Below are 17,678 nucleotides of genomic sequence, written 5' to 3' on the forward strand. Positions count from 1 at the left end.
TGTCGGGGGACTGGCGGGAAGCTGTCGTGTCGGTGGCGGGTCCCTGTCGTGGTGCGCCGTTCCGCGGTTCCCTACTGTTCAGGACATGAACGAGATGCGGATCGGTGAACTCCGACGACTGCGGGGCTGGACCCAGGAACGACTGGCCGAGACGAGCGGCATCGCCGTGCGGACGGTGCAACGGATGGAGAGCGGCAACGACGCGAGCCTCGAGTCGCTGTCCGCGGTGGCCACGGCCCTCGAGGTCCCCGTGCGCGACCTGTTCGCCACCGAGGAGCCGGCGTCGCTCGACCCCGGGGTGCGCGGGCTCGACGAGCGCGCCGAGCGGGAGCAGGCGCAGCGCGACGCTGCTTCGCGCGGTTGGCAGTACCTGTACTCCGGTGTCGGCATCGTCGTGACGCTCGGCACCCTGGCGCTCATCGGTTCGCGCATCTGGCCGGGTGCCGCGATCTTCGTCATCCCCATCTACTGGGCGGGTGGGCGGCTGCTCTCCCAGTTCCTGATGGCGACCGTCGTCGAGCCCGCGCTCGACCGTCGGTACCCGTTGTCGCGGTCTCGTCGGGACGCCTCGTCGCGGTCCCGTCGCTTCACGCCCGGGAGCTGAACGCCGCGAGCTCGGCCCGGGTCCGGGCGCCGTGCTTCCGGAGCAGGTTCGCCACGTGGTACTTCACGGTGTTGACGCTGATGCCGAGTCCCTCGGCGATCTCACGGTTGCCGACACCGGTCGCCACGAGCCGCAGCACGTCGCGCTCCCGTGGGGTCAGGTCGCCGTCGTCGACCGCGTCCACTTCGGTCGGCCGCGGGTCGAGCGGCAGTGAGATGTCGAGCACGGACCCCCAGCCGGGCGTGCTCGCGACCTGCACCCGCCCGTCGAGCGTGACGACCCGCTCCGCGATCGGCCGCATGGCGTCGTCGTGCACGTCGAGCGTGCCGGAGCCGTCGTCCCGGAGCTGCATGAGCAGGTTCCGGCCGTCGCAGTCCCACTGGATGCGCACCCGCTTCGCCGCACCGTCGTCGACCAGGGCGAGCACCGCGGTCCGGACGATCGCCCGGGCCGCGTGGGCGACGTCGCCCGGCAACGCACGACCGGTGGCCGGCGGCTCGACGAACTGCACGTCGAGGTCCCCGAAGCGCACGAGCGGTCGCAGGTCGGCGCGCAACCGCGAGAACGCGCCGGTGACGGGTTCGAGCAGGGTGCTCCGCTGCTGATCGGTCACGGTGCGCAGGTCGACGAGGGCGGCCGAGGCGATCTCGACGGCCTCGGCCCTGGCGGCCGCGTCGGTGACCCGCGACGACCGGAGCACGGCGAGGACGGACTCCAGCGTGAGCGCGTGCCGGTCCGCCTGCTCGGCGACCGTGCGGGCGTGCTCGGCGGCCGCGAGCCGGATGGCGGAGCCGCCCCGGGCCTCCAGGGTGTCGACCGATGCGTCCATGGACGCGACGCTACCCGTCCCACCCGAGCGGACGGGCCCACCCGATGGGATGGGGTCCCTGCCGGGGCGGGTAGCGGCGTGCCGAGGCGCGCAAGGGAAGGATCGAGGGCATGGCAGCAACCACCGTCTCCGCAGCGCTCGACCTGGTCGTCCGCGAGGTCGGCGACCTGGCGGCCCGCCTCGACGATGCCCCGGCCCAGCGCGCACTCGACCTGATCGAGGGCGCCGACCGGGTGTTCGTCCACGGCGCCGGTCGCTCCGGACTCGCCCTCCGCATGACCGCGATGCGCCTCATGCACCTCGGGCTCGACGCCCACGTCGTCGGCGAGGTCACCACCCCGGCGATCCGTCAGGGTGACCTGCTCCTCGTCGCGAGCGGCTCCGGTACGACCACCGGCATCGTGCAGGCCGCGCGCACTGCGCACGAGGTCGGCGCATCCGTCGTGGCGCTCTCGACCACCGACGACTCCCCGCTCTCCGAGCTGGCGGACGTCACGATCGTGCTGCCTGCCGCGACGAAGACCGACCGCTCCGGCACCGCCTCGGCCCAGTACGCCGGTGGCCTCTTCGAACAGGCGGTCGCCCTGGTGGGCGACGCCGTGTTCCACGCCCTGTGGACCCGAGGCGGGCAGTCCGCCGACGACCTCTGGCCCCGTCACGCCAACCTCGAATGAAAGGCACACCCATGCAGCTCCAGTTCGCCATGGACACCCTGACCACCGAAGCCGCCCTCGAGCTCGCCGCCGCGGCCGCGCCGCACGTCGACGTCCTCGAGCTCGGCACGCCCCTGATCAAGAGCGCCGGCCTGTCCGCCGTCACGGCGATCAAGGAAGCACACCCGGACAAGATCGTGTTCGCCGACCTCAAGACCATGGACGCCGGTGAGCTCGAGGCCGACATCGCCTTCTCGGCCGGTGCCGACCTGGTCACCGTCCTCGGTGTCGCCGGCGACTCGACGATCGTCGGCGCCGTCAAGGCCGCCAAGAAGCACGGCAAGGGCATCGTCGTCGACCTGATCGGCGTCTCCGACAAGGCCGCCCGTGCCCGCGAGGTCGTCGCGCTCGGCGCCGAGTTCGTCGAGGTCCACGCCGGGCTCGACGAGCAGGCGGAAGAGGGCTTCACGTTCTCGACCCTGCTCGACGCCGGCAAGGACTCGGGCGTCCCGTTCTCGATCGCGGGCGGCGTGAACGCGTCCTCGGTCGCCTCGGTGCAGGAGGCCGGTGCCCGCATCGCCGTCGCCGGCAGCGCGATCTACAGCGCCTCGGACGTCGGCGCAGCAGCCGCCGAGATCCGCGCCGCCATCAAGTAGCGCGTCCCGGTCACCCTCCCCGGGCGACGGTCAACGAGTGAGCAGAAGACGTCGAGTGCGACCACCGCACCCGACGTCTTCTGCTCACTGGCTCCCGCCCCTGCGGTCACACCCCGCCCCGCGGTAGCGTCGGGCCGTGGGGATCGAACTGCGCCGCGCGACCGCCGACGACTGGGAAGCCTGGCGACCAGTGCGCCTCCGCGCGCTCGCCGATGCCCCGCACGCCTTCGGCTCGACGCTGCAGGACTGGGCGAACGCACCCGAACACCGGTGGCGCACCCGCCTGTCGATCCCGGGAGCGCTCGACCTGCTCGCAGTCGACACCGCTGCCGAGGTTCCCGGCACGGTCGTCGGGATGGCCAGCGGGATCCCACCCACCGGCCCCGACGGCCCCGCCGAGCTCATCTCGATGTGGGTCGACCCGGCAGCGCGCGGCCGCGGTGTTGCCCGCGCCCTCATCGACGCGATCGCCGTGTGGGCGGCGACCTCCGGAGCCACCGAACTCGAACTCTCGGTGCTGCCCGACAACGCCGTCGCCCGCTGCGCCTACGAGCGAGTCGGCTTCAGCGCCCGCGACGAACCCGGCGATCCGTTGCCGGACGGTCGGACCGAGGTCCGGATGCGCCGTACGGTGGCCACATGAACCGAGCGCTGCGCTGGACCACCTGGATCGTCGCCGTCGTCGTGCTGATCGCGGTGGTGTTCCTCGTCTGGGCGCACATCGTCATGCAGGGCACCCGCAGCGCCGCCCTGCAGGTCTGGCGCGACGACCGGATCGCGGTCCGGGACGCCGGTGACTCGGTGGTGATGACCCCGACCGGCCAGGCCGACGGGGTCGGGATCGTCTTCATCCCCGGCGCGAAGGTCGATCCGTACGCCTACATGGCCACGTTCCGGCAGGTGGTCGCCAACGGCACGACGGTGGTCATCACGAAGCCGACGCTGAACCTCGCGTTCTTCGACACCCGGCCGCTCGCCACGTTCGAGGCCCACGCGCCCTCGGTCACACGCTGGGGGGTCGGCGGGCACTCCCTCGGCGGGGTCCGCGCGTGCCAGCTCGCCCAGGACGCCGACGGCCTGCTGCTGCTCGGCAGCTACTGCGCAAACGACATCAGCCGCTCCTACATCGACGTGCTGAGCGTCTCCGGTTCGCGTGACGGCTTGTCGACCCCGGCCAAGGTCGACGCCGCGCGGGACAAGCTGCCGTCGACCGCCACCATGACCGAGATCCAGGGCTCGAACCACGCCGACTTCGGTGCCTACGGCGACCAGCCGGGCGACCGCACGGCGACCATCAGCCGTGCTGATGCCCGCCAGCAGATCTCGGACGCGATCGAGGCCTGGGTGCGCGACCTGCGCTGATCACGCGGGCGGACCGGCGGACGCACCACGGGCCTCCAGACGGTCTGCCTGGAGGCCCGTGGTGCGTGACGTCAGTGGATCACGCCCGCCTCGTGGTCGCGTCCGGAACGGCGCCCGGTGAACCGGGCGACGAAGTACAGGACCACGCCGACGGCGAGCAGGATCGCGGCGTAGAGCCAGACCTGACCGCTCTGCTGCGTCAGCAGCAGGATGCACGACAGCACCCCGAGCACCGGGACGAACGTCCAGACCTTGAAGTGGTCGTGCTCGACGTGGTCGCGGCGGAGCACCAGGACGGCGACGTTCGTGCTGATGAACACGAAGAGCAGCAGGAGCACGACGGTCTCGGCCAGTACGCCCACGTCACCCACCAGGGTCAGGAGCATCGCGACGACCGTGGTGGCGACGATGGCGGTCCACGGGGTCTTCCGGTTCGGCAGGACCTTCGCGAGCAGGGCGGGCAGGAGCCGCTGCTCGGCCATGCCGTAGGTCACGCGGCTCGACATGATCATCGTGAGCAGCGCGCCGTTCGCGACGGCGACCAGGGCGATGAGGCTGAAGACCCAGTCGGGGATCGGGACGCCGGTGGCGGAGACGACCGCGAGGAGCGGGCCGCTGGACTCGGACAGCTCCGACGCGGGCAGGGCGATCGCGCTGGCGAGGGCGACGAGGACGTAGACGACGCCGGCCGTGGCGAGGGCACCGAACAGGGCCTTCGGGTAGACGCGGCGGGGGTCGCGGACCTCCTCCGCGATGTTGGCGGACGTCTCGAAGCCGACGAACGAGTAGTAGGCGACGATCGCGGCGCTCAGGGTCGCCAGGGCCGGGTTCGCCTCGGACGGGAACGCGCCGATCCGGGAGACGTCACCGCCGCCACCGCCGAGCATCACGGCCACGACCACGATCACGATGACCAGGCCGGAGACCTCGATGATCGTCATCACGACGTTGCTCTTGAGCGAGTCGGAGATGCCGCGGGCGTTCAGGCAGGCGATCAGGGCGAGGAAGACGATCGCGGTGGGCACGGGCGGCAGGTCGACGAACGTGCCGAGGTAGTCGCCGGCGAAGGCGAGTGACAGACCGGCGGCGCTCGTGACGCCGGCGGCGAGCATGCTGAACCCGACCAGGAACGAGACGATCGGCGCCTTGTAGGCGCGTTCGGCGAAGACCGCGGCACCGCCGGCCTTCGGGTACTTCGTCACGAGTTCGGCGTAGGAGCCCGCGGTGAGCAGGGCCAGCAGGAGCGCGAGCACCAGTGGTGCCCAGAGCGCACCGCCGACGTCCTTCGCCAGCGTCCCCATCAGGGCGTAGATGCCGGCACCGAGCACGTCGCCGAGGATGAAGAGGAACAGCAGCGGGCCGGTGATCGCCTGGCGGAGCTTCGACTGCGTGCCGTCGTGGGGTGCGGCCGTGGTGTCGCTGGTCATGGTGGTGCCTTTCGTCCGGGTCAGCGTGCCGGGGCGTGTCTCAGAGGCCTCACAGGTGCGCCGTGGCGGGGGTCCTCCCCGCACAGCGGAGCGGCCGGTGAACTCGCTCCACAGGGTGCGGCGCGTCGGAACGTCCGGACTGGAGCGGTCCTAGACTCGTCGCGAGCCATTCGTCCACCACCAGTCCCCGGAGGACCGCAGATGACGACGCAGGACCAGCGCACGCCCGCGCGACTCAGTGACCAGCGCGCGCTCCTGTTCGACCTCGACGGCGTGCTCACCCCCACCGCCGACGTGCACATGCGCGCGTGGAGCCGACTCTTCACGCCGTACCTCGAAGCACACGGGGTCGCGCCGTACACCGAGCAGGACTACTTCACCTCCATCGACGGCAAGCCCCGCTACGACGGCGTGCGCTCGCTGCTCGAGTCGCGCGGCATCGACCTGCCGCAGGGCACCCCGGACGACGCACCCGACACCGACACGGTGTGCGGGCTCGGCAACCGGAAGAACGCGGAGTTCACCGCCGAGCTCGACGAGCACGGTGTCGAGCCCTACCCGGGGTCACTCCGGTTCCTGACCGCCGCGATCGCCGCAGGCATGTCCGTCGCGGTCGTCTCCAGCTCGGCGAACGCCACGTCGGTGCTCCGGACGGCGGGCATCCTCGACCGGTTCCCCGTCGTCGTCGACGGGCTCGTCGCGCGCCAGGACGGCCTGACCGGCAAGCCCGCTCCCGACACCTACCTCGACGCGGCGACCCGGTTCGGACTCACCGCCGCCGAGTGCGTCGTGGTCGAGGACGCCACCAGCGGGGTCGAAGCCGGCCGCAACGGATCGTTCGGTCTCGTCGTCGGTGTCGACCGCGGCGCCGGGGCGGACGCCCTGCGCGAGCACGGTGCCGACGTCGTCGTGTCCGACCTCGACGAACTCATCGACCAGCTGCCCGCACCGGCCACCAGCACGACGTAGGCCACCGGGCCGGACGCTCCCTGGCTGCCGGCCGCACCGACGTACCCATCTCCCTCCCTTCCCACGGAGCAGCATGAACCCCATCACCTCGGACCCCCTCGACCGCGTCCGCTACCCGATCGACGAGTGGGCCCTCGTCGAGACCGAGTACACCCCCGACGAGCAGGGCGTCGCCGAGACGAACTTCGCCGTCGGCAACGGGTACCTCGGCCTGCGCGGGAACCTCGACGAAGGCCGTGGCGGCGTGCAGTACGGCACGTACATCAACGGGTTCCACGAGACCTGGCCGATCCGGCATGCGGAAGACGCCTTCGGCTTCGCGAAGACCGGGCAGACGATCATCAACGCGCCGGACGCCAAGGTCATCCGCCTCTACGTCGACGACGAGCCGCTCGTGCTGGCCGAGGCCGACATCCTCCGGCACACGCGTCGGCTGGAGTTCCGCGGCGGCTACCTGTTCCGCGAGACCGAGTGGTCGACGCCGTCCGGCAAGCGGGTGCTCATCCGAGCACGTCGACTCGTGTCGTTCACCGACCGCCACCTCGCCGTCATCGACTACGAGGTCACCGTGCTCGACGCGGACGCCTCGATCCTGCTGTCCAGCCAGATCCTCAACCGCCAGGACGTGCAGGACGAGTACCACGCCGGCATGCGGGCCGCGGCGAACGCCTTCGACCCCCGTAAGGCCGAGTCGTTCACCGAGCGGGTGCTCGTGCCGAAGCTCAAGCGCAGCACCGGCGGCCGCTCGGTCCTCGGGTACCAGGCGTCCAGCTCCGGCATGACGATCTGCGTCGGCGTCGAGCACCACATCGAGACCGAGAACAGCTGGGACGAGTCGTCGTCGATCGAGGACGACCTGGCGAAGCACGTCTACCGGGTGCAGGCCCGCGCCGGGCAGCCCATCCGGCTCGTGAAGCACGTGGTCTACCACACCTCCCGCGGGGTGCCCGTGCGCGAGCTCGCCGACCGGTGCGACCGCACGCTCGACCGCGCGCACGCCGAGAACGTCGACGAGACCTTCGCGAAGCAGCGCGACTGGCTCGACGACTACTGGGCCCGCAGTGACGTCGAGATCGCCGGTCAGCCCGCGATCCAGCAGGCCGTCCGCTGGAACCTCTTCCAGCTCGCGCAGGCCACCGCCCGCACCGACGGCCACGGCATCGCCGCGAAGGGCGTCACCGGCTCCGGCTACGGCGGCCACTACTTCTGGGACATGGAGATCTACGTCCTGCCGTTCCTGTCGTACACGGCGCCGATCGTCGCCCGGAACGCCCTGCGCTTCCGCTACAACATGCTCGACGCGGCACGGGCTCGGGCCCGCGAGCTGAACCAGCGCGGCGCCCTGTTCCCGTGGCGGACGATCAACGGTGAAGAGTCCAGCGCGTACTACGCCGCCGGCACCGCGCAGTACCACATCGACGCCGACATCTCGCATGCGCTCATGCAGTACGTGCGGGCCTCGGGCGACCGCGAGTTCCTGAAGCGCGGCGCCATCGACGTGCTCGTCGAGACCGCCCGGCTCTGGGCCGACCTCGGGTTCTGGCGGTCCAACGGCGACAAGAAGTTCCACATCGACGGCGTCACCGGGCCGGACGAGTACACGACCGTCGTCGACGACAACCTCTACACGAACGTCATGGCGCGGGCGAACCTGTGGTTCGCCGTCAACGCCTGCCGCGAGCTCGCCGCCGACGACGCCGAAGAGTACGACCGCATGGTGCGCCGGACCGGTCTGCAGCCGGACGAGCTCGTCGAGTGGGAGCACGCCGCCGAGTCGATGGAGATCCCCTTCGACCCGCACCGCGGCATCCACCCGCAGGACGCCCAGTTCCTCGACAAGGAACTCTGGGACCTCGAGAACACCCCCGAGTCCAAGCGCCCGCTGCTGCTCCACTACCACCCGCTGGTGATCTACCGGTTCCAGGTGCTGAAGCAGGCCGACGTCGTGCTCGCGCTGTTCCTGCAGGGGCACGAGTTCACGGCGGCCGAGAAGCGTCGCGACTTCGACTACTACGACGCACTCACCACCGGTGACTCGACGCTGTCCGCGGTCGTGCAGTCGATCATGGCGGCCGAGGTCGGGTACCACGACCTCGCCGACCAGTACTTCCAGACCGCGCTCTACGTCGACCTGGCGGACCTGCACGGCAACACCTCGGACGGCGTGCACATCGCGTCGACCGGTGGCATCTGGGGTGCGCTCGTCAACGGCTTCGGCGGCATGCGCGACCACGGCGGCCGGATGAGCTTCAACCCGCGGCTGCCGAAGCACTGGGACCGTCTGTCCTACCGTCTGACGGTGCGCGGATCGCGGGTCCGGGTCGACCTCGAGCAGGAAGCCATGACGCTCACGGTCGAGACCGGTTCGGGCTTCACGGTGTGGGTGCACAACCAGCAGTGGGACATCGAGGCGGGGGAGCCCACCGTGGTGCCGCTGCCGCACCACGGGCCGCGCATGTCCGGGCACGCCCCGACCACGAGCGACATCCAGGGCACGCTGCGTGCGGACGGCTCGGTCATCACCGCGTCGATCCCGACGATCTCCCTGGAGCGCGACTTCGACCTCGACGACTCGACCGGCTGACGCCTCGTCACGTCCGCTCGTCGCCCCGGTTCCGCCTCGCGGAGCCGGGGCGACCTGTGTTCCCGGGACGTTGCCGGCGCCTCCGAACGCGTCCAGTCGGTTCGGGGCACCGTGGTCTGCCGTGCCCCTCGGGTCGATGGCGTCTCCCCGGGCACGGTTCGTGCAACGAGAGGAGACATCATGGGCAACCGGTTCGAGGGCAAGGTCGCGATCGTCACGGGCGCAGGGTCCGGCATCGGTGAGGCGACGGCGCGGGCGTTCATCGACGAGGGCGCGTCGGTCGTGCTGACCGACAGCGTCGAGGAGAAGGTCCGCGTGGTGGGTGACTCCCTGCCGACGCACCGGGTCGTCGCCCTGCACGCCGACGTGGCGAGCCCGGAGGACTGGGAGACCGTCGTCTCGGCGGCGATCGACCGCTTCGACCGGCTCGACGTCCTGGTGAACAACGCCGGGACCTTCAGCTCGGGCGACATCACCGACATCAGCACGGCCGAGTGGCGCCGGGTCATCGAGACCGACCTGTCCGGTGTGTTCTACGGCACCCGGGCGGCCCTGCCGTTCCTGCGCGAGACGAAGGGGTCGATCGTCAACACGTCGTCGGTCTCCGGTGAGGACGCCGACTGGCGGATGAGCCCCTACAACGCGGCGAAGGGCGGGGTGACGAACTTCACCAAGGCGGCTGCCCTCGACAACGGGCAGTTCGGCGTGCGCGTGAACGCCGTCGCTCCGGGACTCATCTGGACCGACCTGACCCAGGAGCAGGCGGAGGACGAGGCCCTGCAGTCGAAGTTCACCGAGCGCATCGCCCTCGGCCGCGGAGGTCGCTCTGCCGAGGTCGCCGAGGCGATCCTGTTCCTGGCCAGCGACGCGGCCTCGTTCATCACGGGTGCGGTCCTGCCGGTGGACGGCGGCACGATGGCGAGCAACGGGCAGCCGCCGCAGGCCTGAGCCACCCCGGCCCCGGCGGCACCGTCAGCTGGCGACGAGCTCGACCTTGAACCGCTCGGCGTCCTCGAGGAAGGCTGCGTGGTGCTCCGGACCACCGGCGAACGGGTGTCGGTCCTCGTACAGGCGTGCCCAGCCGTGACCGGGAGCCTCGGCCCAGAGTCGCTCCACCGTCTCGGCAGTACCGGCGTGGAACGCCAGGTGGCTGAGCCCCGGTCGGCGGCGGTCGTGATCGCCGTCCAGCGGTGCCGATTCGAGGACGACGTACAACGGGCCGAGCCGCCAGCTCCGGCCGTGGTCCCACTGCTGGAACGGCTCGTAGCCGAGTTCGCCGAGCAGCCAGCCCCAGGCGCCGACGGCGGTGTCGAGGTCGGCGGTGCGGAGCTCGACGTGGTGCAGCGTGCCGAGCGTCACAGGAGCTTCCGCAGGGTGTTCGTGTTGCGGGTCGTCGTCGTGCGCTTGACGCGTGCGGCGCCGGCCCGCTTGGCGAACACGGTGTCGGTGCTCGAGCCCTTCGGGCAGGACCAGTAGACGACCCCGTTCCCGCGGGCGACCTGCTCGACCGAGTCGTCGAGTTCGAGGTCCGTGACCAAGGCGTCGAGCGCACCGTCGTCGGACCCGAACACGACGTAGTCGTGCCGTTCGTCGGCACGCGCGAAGGGGAACCCGTCGACCACGGCCGCCAGGGCGTCGTGCCGGACGAGCACGATCCAGGCGTCGTAGCCGAACCGGTCGCGCAGCCCCTGCTCGATCGACGTCTTGAGCTGCTCGGCGGGCACGTCGGCGGAGAACACGACGTTGCCCGAGGCGAGCACGGTGCGGACGTCGTCGAACCCGAGCCCTCGGAAGAGCTCCGCGAGTTCAGCGCTCCGGATCGTGATGCCGTTCACGTTGACCCCGCGCAGCAGCGCCACCCACCTGTCCATGTCCGGACGGTAGCGGTCCGGGCCGCTCACGTCCACGTCCGGGCCACGCCCCAACCGGCACCCTGCGGCACGATGTCGACCACCAGGGCCTCACCGTCGTCGTCGCTGGTCGCCTGGAACCGCCAGCCCACCGTGCGCTCGGGCGCGTGGGTGATCGCGGTGGGCAGCTCGGCGCGCGTCACGGTCAGCCGGGTGGGGGTGTCGCTCACCCGCCAGCGCCGTCCGGCCCACACGAGCCGCGTCGGCGTGCCCTCGGCCCACCACACCGTGGCGGCCGTGTCGGTGATCATCATCGGGTCTCCTCATTCGAACGTGTGTTCGAATGGTAGGTGCCGACCTCCGACGTCGCAACTGACCGTTGCAATCAGAACACGTTCTGAATAGGCTCGTTCCATGACGCTCGTCGCTCCGCCCCGATCCCGACGGTCGGTGCAGTCCTCTGACCTCTCCCGCCACGCCAAGCAGGTGTTCGCTGCCGCCGAGGAAGCCCCGCTCGAGGTCACCCGTCGCGACGGGAAGCCCCTCGTCCTCACCACGAAGGAACGATCCGACGACGACGACGCAGTGCTCGACATCGCGGCGCAGCTCATCGCCGCGGTGACGCTCAACGAGCAACTGCCACTCCACGATCGGCTGGCGATCCCGTACCCGTGGATCAAGCTCCTCAGCGCCGCAGACCAGCAGCGCTTCGCCCGGGAGATCGTCGACGTCGCCCGTGGCTCGTTCTCGCTCCGGCAGCCGCGCAGACTCCTGCTCGAGATGCAGGCGTGGCGCAACAGTGCCGAGGCGATCGCCGCGGGCTGGGACACCGGAGAGCCGGAGATCCTCGCCGAGCCGATCCGCGTCGAGAAGCCCTGACGCGGTGGCGGGCCGGCGCGGCGGGGTCCCGCGGCCGATCCGTTCGACGGAGTGCACGATCGTCTTCGGGACACGTGGCGCGGAACAGGGGTGGCGCGACGTGGTGGCGGTGCAGCGGAACGCAGTCGCACCACCCCAACCAGACGAAGTGACTGCGCTCGGCCTCGGCAGTCGTCGTGTAGACGGGACCCATGACGAACGACGCACAGGGCCCCGACGCGCAGCACCAGGTTCCCGAGGGGGTGTCCGAGGCCACGGTCGAGGCACTCGGCAGCCTGTCCGCCGCGGTCGAGGTCATCGAGCACGCCCGTGGCCTGCTCTACGGGTTCCACCGCCTGACCGGCACCGCTGACCTGAACCTCGGTGAGGCGGTCGAGCAGCTGCGGAAGGCCGGGCACACCGAACTCGCCGAGCGCATCGACACCGAACTCGTGGGCCGCAACGTCATCGCGGGCCGCTGGACGTTCCAGATCGTCGAGGACTACGACGACGGCTACTACGCGCTCGCCAAGGAGCTCGAGCGCACGGCGCGCGACGAGCTCGTGCAGGGCCGCCGCCACCTGTTCGAGGCGGGCATGAAGGAAGACCGTCGCACCCAGGACCAGCGCCACCACGAGGCCACGCCGAGCGACCTGCCGGACTGACCACGGGCCTCCAGGCCGACGCGGCCGACGCCGTCCTGCGGAAGACGCCCCGGAAACGTTGAGACGCCGCCGGAATCGGCGGCGTCTCGATGACACGACGGCGTCTTGCGCCAGGTCCAGCCAGACCCGGATCAGCAAGGCCCAGCAGGAACGCCTCAGCCGACGCCGAGCAGCGCCTCCAGCGGCCCCCGCGCGAAGTACAGCAGGAAGCCCGCGGCCACGACGTAGAGCAGCCACGAGACCTCACGGCCACGGCCGGACAGCAGCTTGATGAGCACCCAGCTGATGAAGCCGGCGCCGATGCCGTTCGCGATCGAGTAGGTCAGCGGCATGACGACGATCGTCAGGAACGCCGGCAGGGCCGAGCCGAAGTCCGACCACGAGATGTCCGCGACCTGCGCGACCATGAGTGCCCCGACGACGACGAGCCCGGCGGCGGCGACCTCGAGCGGGACGACCTGGGTGAGCGGCGTGAGGAACATCGACGCCAGGAACAGCAGGCCGGTGACGACCGAGGCCATGCCCGTGCGGGCGCCCTCGCCGATGCCGGAGGCCGAGTCGATGAAGACGGTGTTCGACGACACCGACGCGCCGCCACCGGCGATCGCGCCGACGCCCTCGACGACGAGCGCCGACTTCAGGCGGGGGAACGTGCCGTCGGGCTTCGCGACACCGGCGGCCTTGGCCAGACCGGTCATGGTGCCCATGGCGTCGAAGAAGTTCGTGAAGACGAGGGTGAAGACGAGCATCGACGCGGCGAGCGGGCCGATGCGGGTGAAGGCACCGAAGACGTCGGCGTGGCCGACGAGCGACAGGTCCGGCACGGCGAACAGTGCGCTCGGCAGGCCGGGGGCGTTGAGGTTCCAGCCGGTCTTCGAGTCGACCGAGGTGGGCACCTGGAAGATCGCCTGCAGGATGATCGCGATGATCGTGGTCGCGACGATGCCGATGAGCAGCGCACCCTTGACCCGGCGGGCCATGAGCGTGCCGATGATGATCAGGCCGATGAGGAACACGATGGTCGGCAGGGCGCCGACGGAGCCGTCCTCGCCGAGCTGCAGCGGCGGCGAGGCGAGCCCGGAGGACCGCACGAAGCCGGAGTCGACGAGCCCGATGAAGGCGATGAACAGGCCGATGCCGACGGTGATCGCGGCCTTGAGCTGGGCCGGGACGGCGGTGAAGATCATCGTCCGGATGCCGGTCAACGCGAGGATCACGATGATCACACCGTTGATGACGACCAGCCCCATCGCCTCGGCCCAGGTGACCTGGTGCACGACGCTGACGGCGAGGAACGAGTTGATCCCGAGCCCCGCGGCGATGCCGAACGGCAGGTTCGCGATGATGCCCATCGCGATGGTCATCACGCCGGCGACGAGGCCGGTCGCCGCGGCCACCTGAGCGTTCTCGAGCCATCCGCCGCTGACGTCCTTGGCGGCCTGGTCGGCGCTGAACCCGCCGAGGATGAGGGGGTTCAGGATGACGATGTACGCCATCGTCACGAACGAGACGAGGCCACCGCGGACCTCGCGGGGGATCGACGATCCGCGTTGCGTGATGGAGAAGAATCGATCGAGGCCGGTCGCGAAGCGGTTCCGGGGCGTGGTGTCGGTCTGCGGGGCGCTCACCACGAGAGTTTAAAGGACGCTGGGTTTCGGGCGTGTCACACCGGTCTCACAGGTTGTGACAGCCGGGAGGCCCGTTCCACGCGGATCGCGCACCTCGCGCTGGGCGTCTGCCCGCGTTCTCCGGCCATGGCTGGTGTTGGATGAGCGGGTGACGTCACCCATGGACCGCGCCCGTGTCGAGGCCGCCGTCCGCGAGCTGCTGCTCGCCATCGGCGAGGATCCCGACCGCCGGGAACTCACCCGCACCCCCGCCCGGGTCGCCGACTCGTACGCCGAGTTCTTCTCCGGGATCGGCACCGACGCGGTCGCCATCGCCCGGGACGGCACCGTGCACGCCGAGGACGGCGAACGCGGTCGGCTCGTCATCGTGCGGGACGTGAAGTTCCGCTCCGTCTGCGAACACCACCTGCTGCCGTTCCTCGGGGTCGCGCACCTGGCGTACGCGCCGGGCGACCGCCTCATCGGGCTCGGCACGCTGGCACGGGTACTCGACGCGGTGGCCTCCCGTCCGCAGCTGCAGGAGCGGCTCGGCGAACAGGTCGCCGCGACCATCGCCGAGGGGCTCGGCGCCGAGGGCGTCCTGGTGGTCCTCGACGCGCAGCACCAGTGCGTCACGACGCGTGGGGAGCGCCAGACCGGTTCGACGACCGTGACGGTGGCGGCGACCGGTTCGCTGGCCGACACCGCAGGACGGGCCGAGGCGATCGCGCTCATCGGCGCGGGGCGTGGGACCGAGGCCGGGCACGACGAGCGTGCCGGGGCGGACGCATGACGGGCCTCCTGGACGGCGCGGCCGGACCCGACGTGGCCGGACCCGGCTGGGTCGTGCCGGACCTGCGCCACCCGGTCCGGACGTTCGGCCGCCGCACCATCGACTTCGACCACCGCATCGCCGTGATGGCGATCGTGAACCGCACCCCCGACTCGTTCCACGACCGCGGCGCCACCTTCGAGCTCGACCGGGCCGTCGCGGCCTCGGTGCGCGCAGCCGAGCAGGGCGCCGACTGGGTCGACATCGGCGGCGTGAAGTTCGCGCCCGGTCCGGAACTGCCCGCCTCCGACGAGATCGACCGCGTCGTGCCCGTCGTCGAGCAGCTCGCCCAGCAGTCCGACGTCGTCATCAGCGTCGACACCTTCCGCCCGGAGGTCGCCGCAGCGGCGATCGCAGCCGGGGCGACCGTCGTCAACGACACCACCGGCCTGTCCGACCCGCGGATGGCCGCCGTGGTAGCCGACTCCGAGGCCACCGTCGTCATCACGCACTCCCTCGCGGAACCCCGTCGTCCGCTGCCCGCGCCGCCGCAGTACGGCGACATCGCGGGCGAGGTCGTCGCGTTCCTGCGCGAACGGGTCGACCGGGCGCTCGCCGCGGGCATCCCCGAGTCGCGGATCATCGTCGACCCGGGCCACGACCTGCACAAGAACACCGTGCACACCCTCGAGCTCACCCGTCGGCTGCCCGAGGTCGTCGCGCTCGGCTACCCGGTCCTCGCCGCGGTGTCGAACAAGGACTTCGTGGGGGAGTCGCTCGGACGCCCCCGCGGGGAACGGCTCTCCGGATCGCTCGCCGTCGCGACCGTGAGCGCGATGCTCGGCGCCCGGATCGTCCGGATGCACGACGTCGCCGAGAGCGTCGACGCGATGCGCATGGTCGAGGCCACGCTCGGATGGCGCACCCCCGTGGAATCGAGGCACAACACGTGAACGTCCTGCCCCCGTCGATCGCGGACCTGTCCGACGACGACCTGCTCGACCTCTACACCGCCGACGCCGGGGCCCCCTGGCTCCGGGTGAACTTCGTCGCGACGCTGGACGGTTCGGCCTCGGCCGCCGGGGTGTCCGGGTCGCTCGGTGGCGACGACGACCTGCGCGTCTTCGACCTGCTCCGGCGGGTGGCCGACGTCGTGCTCGTCGCCGCTGGCACCGTCCGTGACGAGGGCTACGGGCCGATGGTCCTGCACGACGCCGACGTCGCCTGGCGTCGGGCGCACGGCAAGCCGGACCACCCCGTGTTCGCGATCGTCACCGGCTCGCTGTCGCTCGACCCGGGGTCTCGGGTGTTCACCGAGGCGCCGGTGCGCCCGATCGTCCTGACGTCGGCGACGGCGGCTGCGTCGTCGAAGGCCCAGGCGCTCGCCGAGGTCGCCGACGTCGTGCCCTGCAGTGCGGACGACGAGCCGGACTCGGTGGACGCCGGGCGGATCCGAGGCGTGTTGGCCGACCGTGGCCTCGGGATGATCCACTGCGAGGGCGGGCCGTCGTTCCTCGGGGCGCTCATCGCCGCGGACGCCGTCGACGAGCTGACCCTGACGCTCGACCCGTCGCTCGAGGGCGGGGAGGGGCCGCGCATCGCCCGGGGGTCCTCGCCGGAACTCCGGCGGATGCGACCGGCGCACGTGTTGCTCGGCGCTGGCGGCGTGCTGCTCACCCGGTACGTCCGGGCGCGCTGACCCGTCCGCGCTGGTGCCGGGGCGCGCTGACCCCCGTGGGCTAGGGTCGGGCGCGTGATCGACATCGTGGCGTCCGGGGTCCTCTTCGACATGGACGGGACCCTCGTCGACTCGACCGCGGTGGTCGAGGCGACCTGGACCCGGTTCGGCCACGCGAACGGCATCGACCCCGACGAGATCCTCGCGTTCTCGCACGGACGGCAGGCGATCGACACCCTGCGGCGCTTCCTGCCCGACCTGCCCCTGGCCGAGCAGCAGCGGATCGCGGCGGAGCTCGTCGCCGAGGAGACCGCGAGCACCGAGGGCATCCTCGAGATCCCCGGAGCCGTCGCCTTCGTGCAGCGACTCGTCGAACTCGGCGTCCCGGTGGCCCTCGTGACGAGCGCCCCGCGTGACCTCGCCGCGGGCCGGATGGCCGCCGCCGGGTTCTCCGTGCCCGAGGCCTTCGTGCCCTCGGAGGACGTCGAGCACGGCAAGCCCCACCCCGACGGCTACCTGCGCGGAGCTGCCCTGCTCGGCCTCGACCCGACCGACTGCGTGGCGTTCGAGGACGCCCCGGCCGGGCTGGAGTCCGCCATCGCCTCCGGCGCGACCACGGTCGTCGTCGGTCCGCTCGAGCACCCGGTGACGGCCGGCCTGCACCGGGTCCACGGGTACGACGGCCTGACCGTCGAGCGCGACGGCGAGGCCTTCCGCATCCGCGGCTGAGCTCGGCGTCCGTCCTGCGCGGCTTGCCCGCCCGCATGCCCCGCGGTCAGGACACCCCGCCTTGCCTGCGCCGAGTGGTCAGGAACCGTCGGTTGCGCCGCCGCCAGCCGCCGCTTCGCGACCGCCCGGCGGACGTGAGCGGGGTGTTGCGACCGCCCGACTGGCGGCCTGGAGGCCCGTGGCGGGCCCGCACCGTGCCTCCAGGCCGACTGCGGGCGCGTCCACGGCGCCTCGCCGGCCGGTCAGGACACCCCGCCCGGCCTGCGGCGAGTGGTCAGGAACCGTCGGCTGCGCCGCCGTCAGCCGACGCTTCGCGACCGCCCGGCGGACGTGAGCGGGGTGTTGCGACCGCCCGACCGGACCCCCGAGCCGCCCCTGGAGGCCTGCCCAGCCGACCCCGACGACCCTCGGGTGTGCGGCCGGAACGACCGGGCC

General features: G+C 71.5%; 20 protein-coding genes. 14 read left to right on the plus strand and 6 right to left on the minus strand.

All coding sequences use genetic code 11. The features are described from left to right. Nucleotides 1-85: 85 nt before the first annotated feature. Complete coding sequence (locus DEJ09_RS03830; RefSeq protein ID WP_027466794.1) at nucleotides 86-604, plus strand: helix-turn-helix domain-containing protein; 519 nt, start codon at nucleotides 86-88, stop codon at nucleotides 602-604. Here the strand turns inward: DEJ09_RS03830 and DEJ09_RS03835 are convergent. Continuing rightward, complete coding sequence (locus DEJ09_RS03835) at nucleotides 588-1,433, minus strand: LuxR C-terminal-related transcriptional regulator (RefSeq protein ID WP_071406217.1); 846 nt, start codon at nucleotides 1,431-1,433, stop codon at nucleotides 588-590. The two genes, DEJ09_RS03830 and DEJ09_RS03835, sit on opposite strands and share 17 nt — an antisense overlap. Before the next feature lie 110 nt (nucleotides 1,434-1,543). Between DEJ09_RS03835 and hxlB the strand changes: the two genes are divergently transcribed. The 4 genes from hxlB to DEJ09_RS03855 all read left to right on the plus strand — a co-directional run bounded on the left by hxlB (nucleotide 1,544) and on the right by DEJ09_RS03855 (nucleotide 4,104). Then, nucleotides 1,544-2,107: a 6-phospho-3-hexuloisomerase gene (gene hxlB / locus DEJ09_RS03840; protein ID WP_056072118.1), complete on the plus strand. Its 564-nt coding sequence runs from the start codon at nucleotides 1,544-1,546 to the stop codon at nucleotides 2,105-2,107. Between the two features lie 11 nt (nucleotides 2,108-2,118). Next, the gene (gene hxlA, locus DEJ09_RS03845; protein WP_071406215.1) at nucleotides 2,119-2,742 is read left to right on the plus strand and encodes a 3-hexulose-6-phosphate synthase; all 624 of its coding nucleotides are present in this window, start codon (nucleotides 2,119-2,121) and stop codon (nucleotides 2,740-2,742) included. Nucleotides 2,743-2,878: 136 nt separating this feature from the next. After that, complete coding sequence (locus DEJ09_RS03850) at nucleotides 2,879-3,385, plus strand: GNAT family N-acetyltransferase (protein WP_111087706.1); 507 nt, start codon at nucleotides 2,879-2,881, stop codon at nucleotides 3,383-3,385. Further along, nucleotides 3,382-4,104, plus strand: a complete 723-nt coding sequence (locus DEJ09_RS03855) for an alpha/beta hydrolase (protein WP_111023339.1) — start codon at nucleotides 3,382-3,384, stop codon at nucleotides 4,102-4,104. Before DEJ09_RS03850 ends, DEJ09_RS03855 begins: the two co-directional genes overlap by 4 nt. A gap of 71 nt (nucleotides 4,105-4,175) precedes the next feature. On the opposite strand, the gene DEJ09_RS03860 is transcribed toward DEJ09_RS03855, so the two are convergent. Next, nucleotides 4,176-5,531: an APC family permease gene (locus DEJ09_RS03860; RefSeq protein WP_111087707.1), complete on the minus strand. Its 1,356-nt coding sequence runs from the start codon at nucleotides 5,529-5,531 to the stop codon at nucleotides 4,176-4,178. A 201-nt stretch (nucleotides 5,532-5,732) separates the two neighbouring features. On the opposite strand from DEJ09_RS03860, the gene DEJ09_RS03865 reads away from it, so the two are divergent. The 3 genes from DEJ09_RS03865 to DEJ09_RS03875 all read left to right on the plus strand — a co-directional run bounded on the left by DEJ09_RS03865 (nucleotide 5,733) and on the right by DEJ09_RS03875 (nucleotide 10,032). After that, nucleotides 5,733-6,500, plus strand: a complete 768-nt coding sequence (locus DEJ09_RS03865) for an HAD family phosphatase (protein ID WP_071406212.1) — start codon at nucleotides 5,733-5,735, stop codon at nucleotides 6,498-6,500. Nucleotides 6,501-6,573: 73 nt separating this feature from the next. Further along, on the plus strand, nucleotides 6,574-9,084 hold the full coding sequence (locus DEJ09_RS03870) for a glycoside hydrolase family 65 protein (protein WP_071406211.1): 2,511 nt from the start codon (nucleotides 6,574-6,576) through the stop codon (nucleotides 9,082-9,084). Between the two features lie 180 nt (nucleotides 9,085-9,264). Then, a complete protein-coding gene (locus DEJ09_RS03875; protein ID WP_111087708.1) occupies nucleotides 9,265-10,032 on the plus strand; it encodes an SDR family NAD(P)-dependent oxidoreductase in 768 nt (255 codons plus the stop codon). A gap of 24 nt (nucleotides 10,033-10,056) precedes the next feature. On the opposite strand, the gene DEJ09_RS03880 is transcribed toward DEJ09_RS03875, so the two are convergent. The 3 genes from DEJ09_RS03880 to DEJ09_RS03890 are packed head-to-tail and all read right to left on the minus strand — an operon-like array spanning nucleotide 10,057 to nucleotide 11,248. Continuing rightward, nucleotides 10,057-10,443, minus strand: a complete 387-nt coding sequence (locus DEJ09_RS03880; protein WP_111087709.1) for a VOC family protein — start codon at nucleotides 10,441-10,443, stop codon at nucleotides 10,057-10,059. Beyond that, nucleotides 10,440-10,955, minus strand: a complete 516-nt coding sequence (locus DEJ09_RS03885; RefSeq protein ID WP_111087763.1) for a DUF1697 domain-containing protein — start codon at nucleotides 10,953-10,955, stop codon at nucleotides 10,440-10,442. Before DEJ09_RS03885 ends, DEJ09_RS03880 begins: the two co-directional genes overlap by 4 nt. A gap of 26 nt (nucleotides 10,956-10,981) precedes the next feature. Then, on the minus strand, nucleotides 10,982-11,248 hold the full coding sequence (locus DEJ09_RS03890; RefSeq protein WP_035809269.1) for a hypothetical protein: 267 nt from the start codon (nucleotides 11,246-11,248) through the stop codon (nucleotides 10,982-10,984). Nucleotides 11,249-11,348: 100 nt separating this feature from the next. Between DEJ09_RS03890 and DEJ09_RS03895 the strand changes: the two genes are divergently transcribed. Next, entirely contained in the window at nucleotides 11,349-11,813 is a 465-nt protein-coding gene (locus tag DEJ09_RS03895) for a hypothetical protein (protein ID WP_027466785.1), read from the plus strand. A 191-nt stretch (nucleotides 11,814-12,004) separates the two neighbouring features. Further along, nucleotides 12,005-12,457, plus strand: a complete 453-nt coding sequence (locus DEJ09_RS03900) for a hypothetical protein (RefSeq protein WP_017887957.1) — start codon at nucleotides 12,005-12,007, stop codon at nucleotides 12,455-12,457. A gap of 155 nt (nucleotides 12,458-12,612) precedes the next feature. Here the strand turns inward: DEJ09_RS03900 and DEJ09_RS03905 are convergent, their stop codons facing one another. Beyond that, nucleotides 12,613-14,088, minus strand: coding sequence for an NCS2 family permease (locus tag DEJ09_RS03905; RefSeq protein WP_027466783.1), 1,476 nt, complete (start codon nucleotides 14,086-14,088; stop codon nucleotides 12,613-12,615). 157 nt (nucleotides 14,089-14,245) lie between these two features. On the opposite strand from DEJ09_RS03905, the gene folE reads away from it, so the two are divergent. From folE to DEJ09_RS03925, 4 genes are read left to right on the plus strand one after another with little or no spacing between them, the layout of a single operon-like run. Continuing rightward, complete coding sequence (folE, locus tag DEJ09_RS03910; protein WP_111087710.1) at nucleotides 14,246-14,857, plus strand: GTP cyclohydrolase I; 612 nt, start codon at nucleotides 14,246-14,248, stop codon at nucleotides 14,855-14,857. Next, complete coding sequence (gene folP, locus DEJ09_RS03915; protein WP_111087711.1) at nucleotides 14,854-15,789, plus strand: dihydropteroate synthase; 936 nt, start codon at nucleotides 14,854-14,856, stop codon at nucleotides 15,787-15,789. The genes folE and folP overlap by 4 nt, the downstream gene beginning before the upstream one ends. After that, a complete protein-coding gene (locus DEJ09_RS03920) occupies nucleotides 15,786-16,535 on the plus strand; it encodes a pyrimidine reductase family protein (RefSeq protein ID WP_258373778.1) in 750 nt (249 codons plus the stop codon). Before folP ends, DEJ09_RS03920 begins: the two co-directional genes overlap by 4 nt. Nucleotides 16,536-16,589: 54 nt before the next feature. Then, the gene (locus tag DEJ09_RS03925; RefSeq protein WP_111087713.1) at nucleotides 16,590-17,243 is read left to right on the plus strand and encodes an HAD-IA family hydrolase; all 654 of its coding nucleotides are present in this window, start codon (nucleotides 16,590-16,592) and stop codon (nucleotides 17,241-17,243) included. Nucleotides 17,244-17,678 lie beyond the last annotated feature (435 nt).

The sequence above is a fragment of the Curtobacterium sp. MCLR17_055 genome (assembly GCF_003234305.1).
In the GTDB taxonomy this organism is placed as follows: domain Bacteria; phylum Actinomycetota; class Actinomycetes; order Actinomycetales; family Microbacteriaceae; genus Curtobacterium; species Curtobacterium flaccumfaciens.

Coding starts and splice junctions, on each gene's coding strand:
- DEJ09_RS03830 (WP_027466794.1), top strand. CDS start 86: ATGAACGAGATGCGGATCGGTGAACTCCGACGACTGCGGGGCTGGACC.
- DEJ09_RS03835 (WP_071406217.1), bottom strand. CDS start 1,433: ATGGACGCATCGGTCGACACCCTGGAGGCCCGGGGCGGCTCCGCCATC.
- hxlB (WP_056072118.1), top strand. CDS start 1,544: ATGGCAGCAACCACCGTCTCCGCAGCGCTCGACCTGGTCGTCCGCGAG.
- hxlA (WP_071406215.1), top strand. CDS start 2,119: ATGCAGCTCCAGTTCGCCATGGACACCCTGACCACCGAAGCCGCCCTC.
- DEJ09_RS03855 (WP_111023339.1), top strand. CDS start 3,382: ATGAACCGAGCGCTGCGCTGGACCACCTGGATCGTCGCCGTCGTCGTG.
- DEJ09_RS03860 (WP_111087707.1), bottom strand. CDS start 5,531: ATGACCAGCGACACCACGGCCGCACCCCACGACGGCACGCAGTCGAAG.
- DEJ09_RS03865 (WP_071406212.1), top strand. CDS start 5,733: ATGACGACGCAGGACCAGCGCACGCCCGCGCGACTCAGTGACCAGCGC.
- DEJ09_RS03870 (WP_071406211.1), top strand. CDS start 6,574: ATGAACCCCATCACCTCGGACCCCCTCGACCGCGTCCGCTACCCGATC.
- DEJ09_RS03875 (WP_111087708.1), top strand. CDS start 9,265: ATGGGCAACCGGTTCGAGGGCAAGGTCGCGATCGTCACGGGCGCAGGG.
- DEJ09_RS03885 (WP_111087763.1), bottom strand. CDS start 10,955: ATGGACAGGTGGGTGGCGCTGCTGCGCGGGGTCAACGTGAACGGCATC.
- DEJ09_RS03890 (WP_035809269.1), bottom strand. CDS start 11,248: ATGATGATCACCGACACGGCCGCCACGGTGTGGTGGGCCGAGGGCACG.
- DEJ09_RS03895 (WP_027466785.1), top strand. CDS start 11,349: ATGACGCTCGTCGCTCCGCCCCGATCCCGACGGTCGGTGCAGTCCTCT.
- DEJ09_RS03900 (WP_017887957.1), top strand. CDS start 12,005: ATGACGAACGACGCACAGGGCCCCGACGCGCAGCACCAGGTTCCCGAG.
- folE (WP_111087710.1), top strand. CDS start 14,246: ATGGACCGCGCCCGTGTCGAGGCCGCCGTCCGCGAGCTGCTGCTCGCC.
- folP (WP_111087711.1), top strand. CDS start 14,854: ATGACGGGCCTCCTGGACGGCGCGGCCGGACCCGACGTGGCCGGACCC.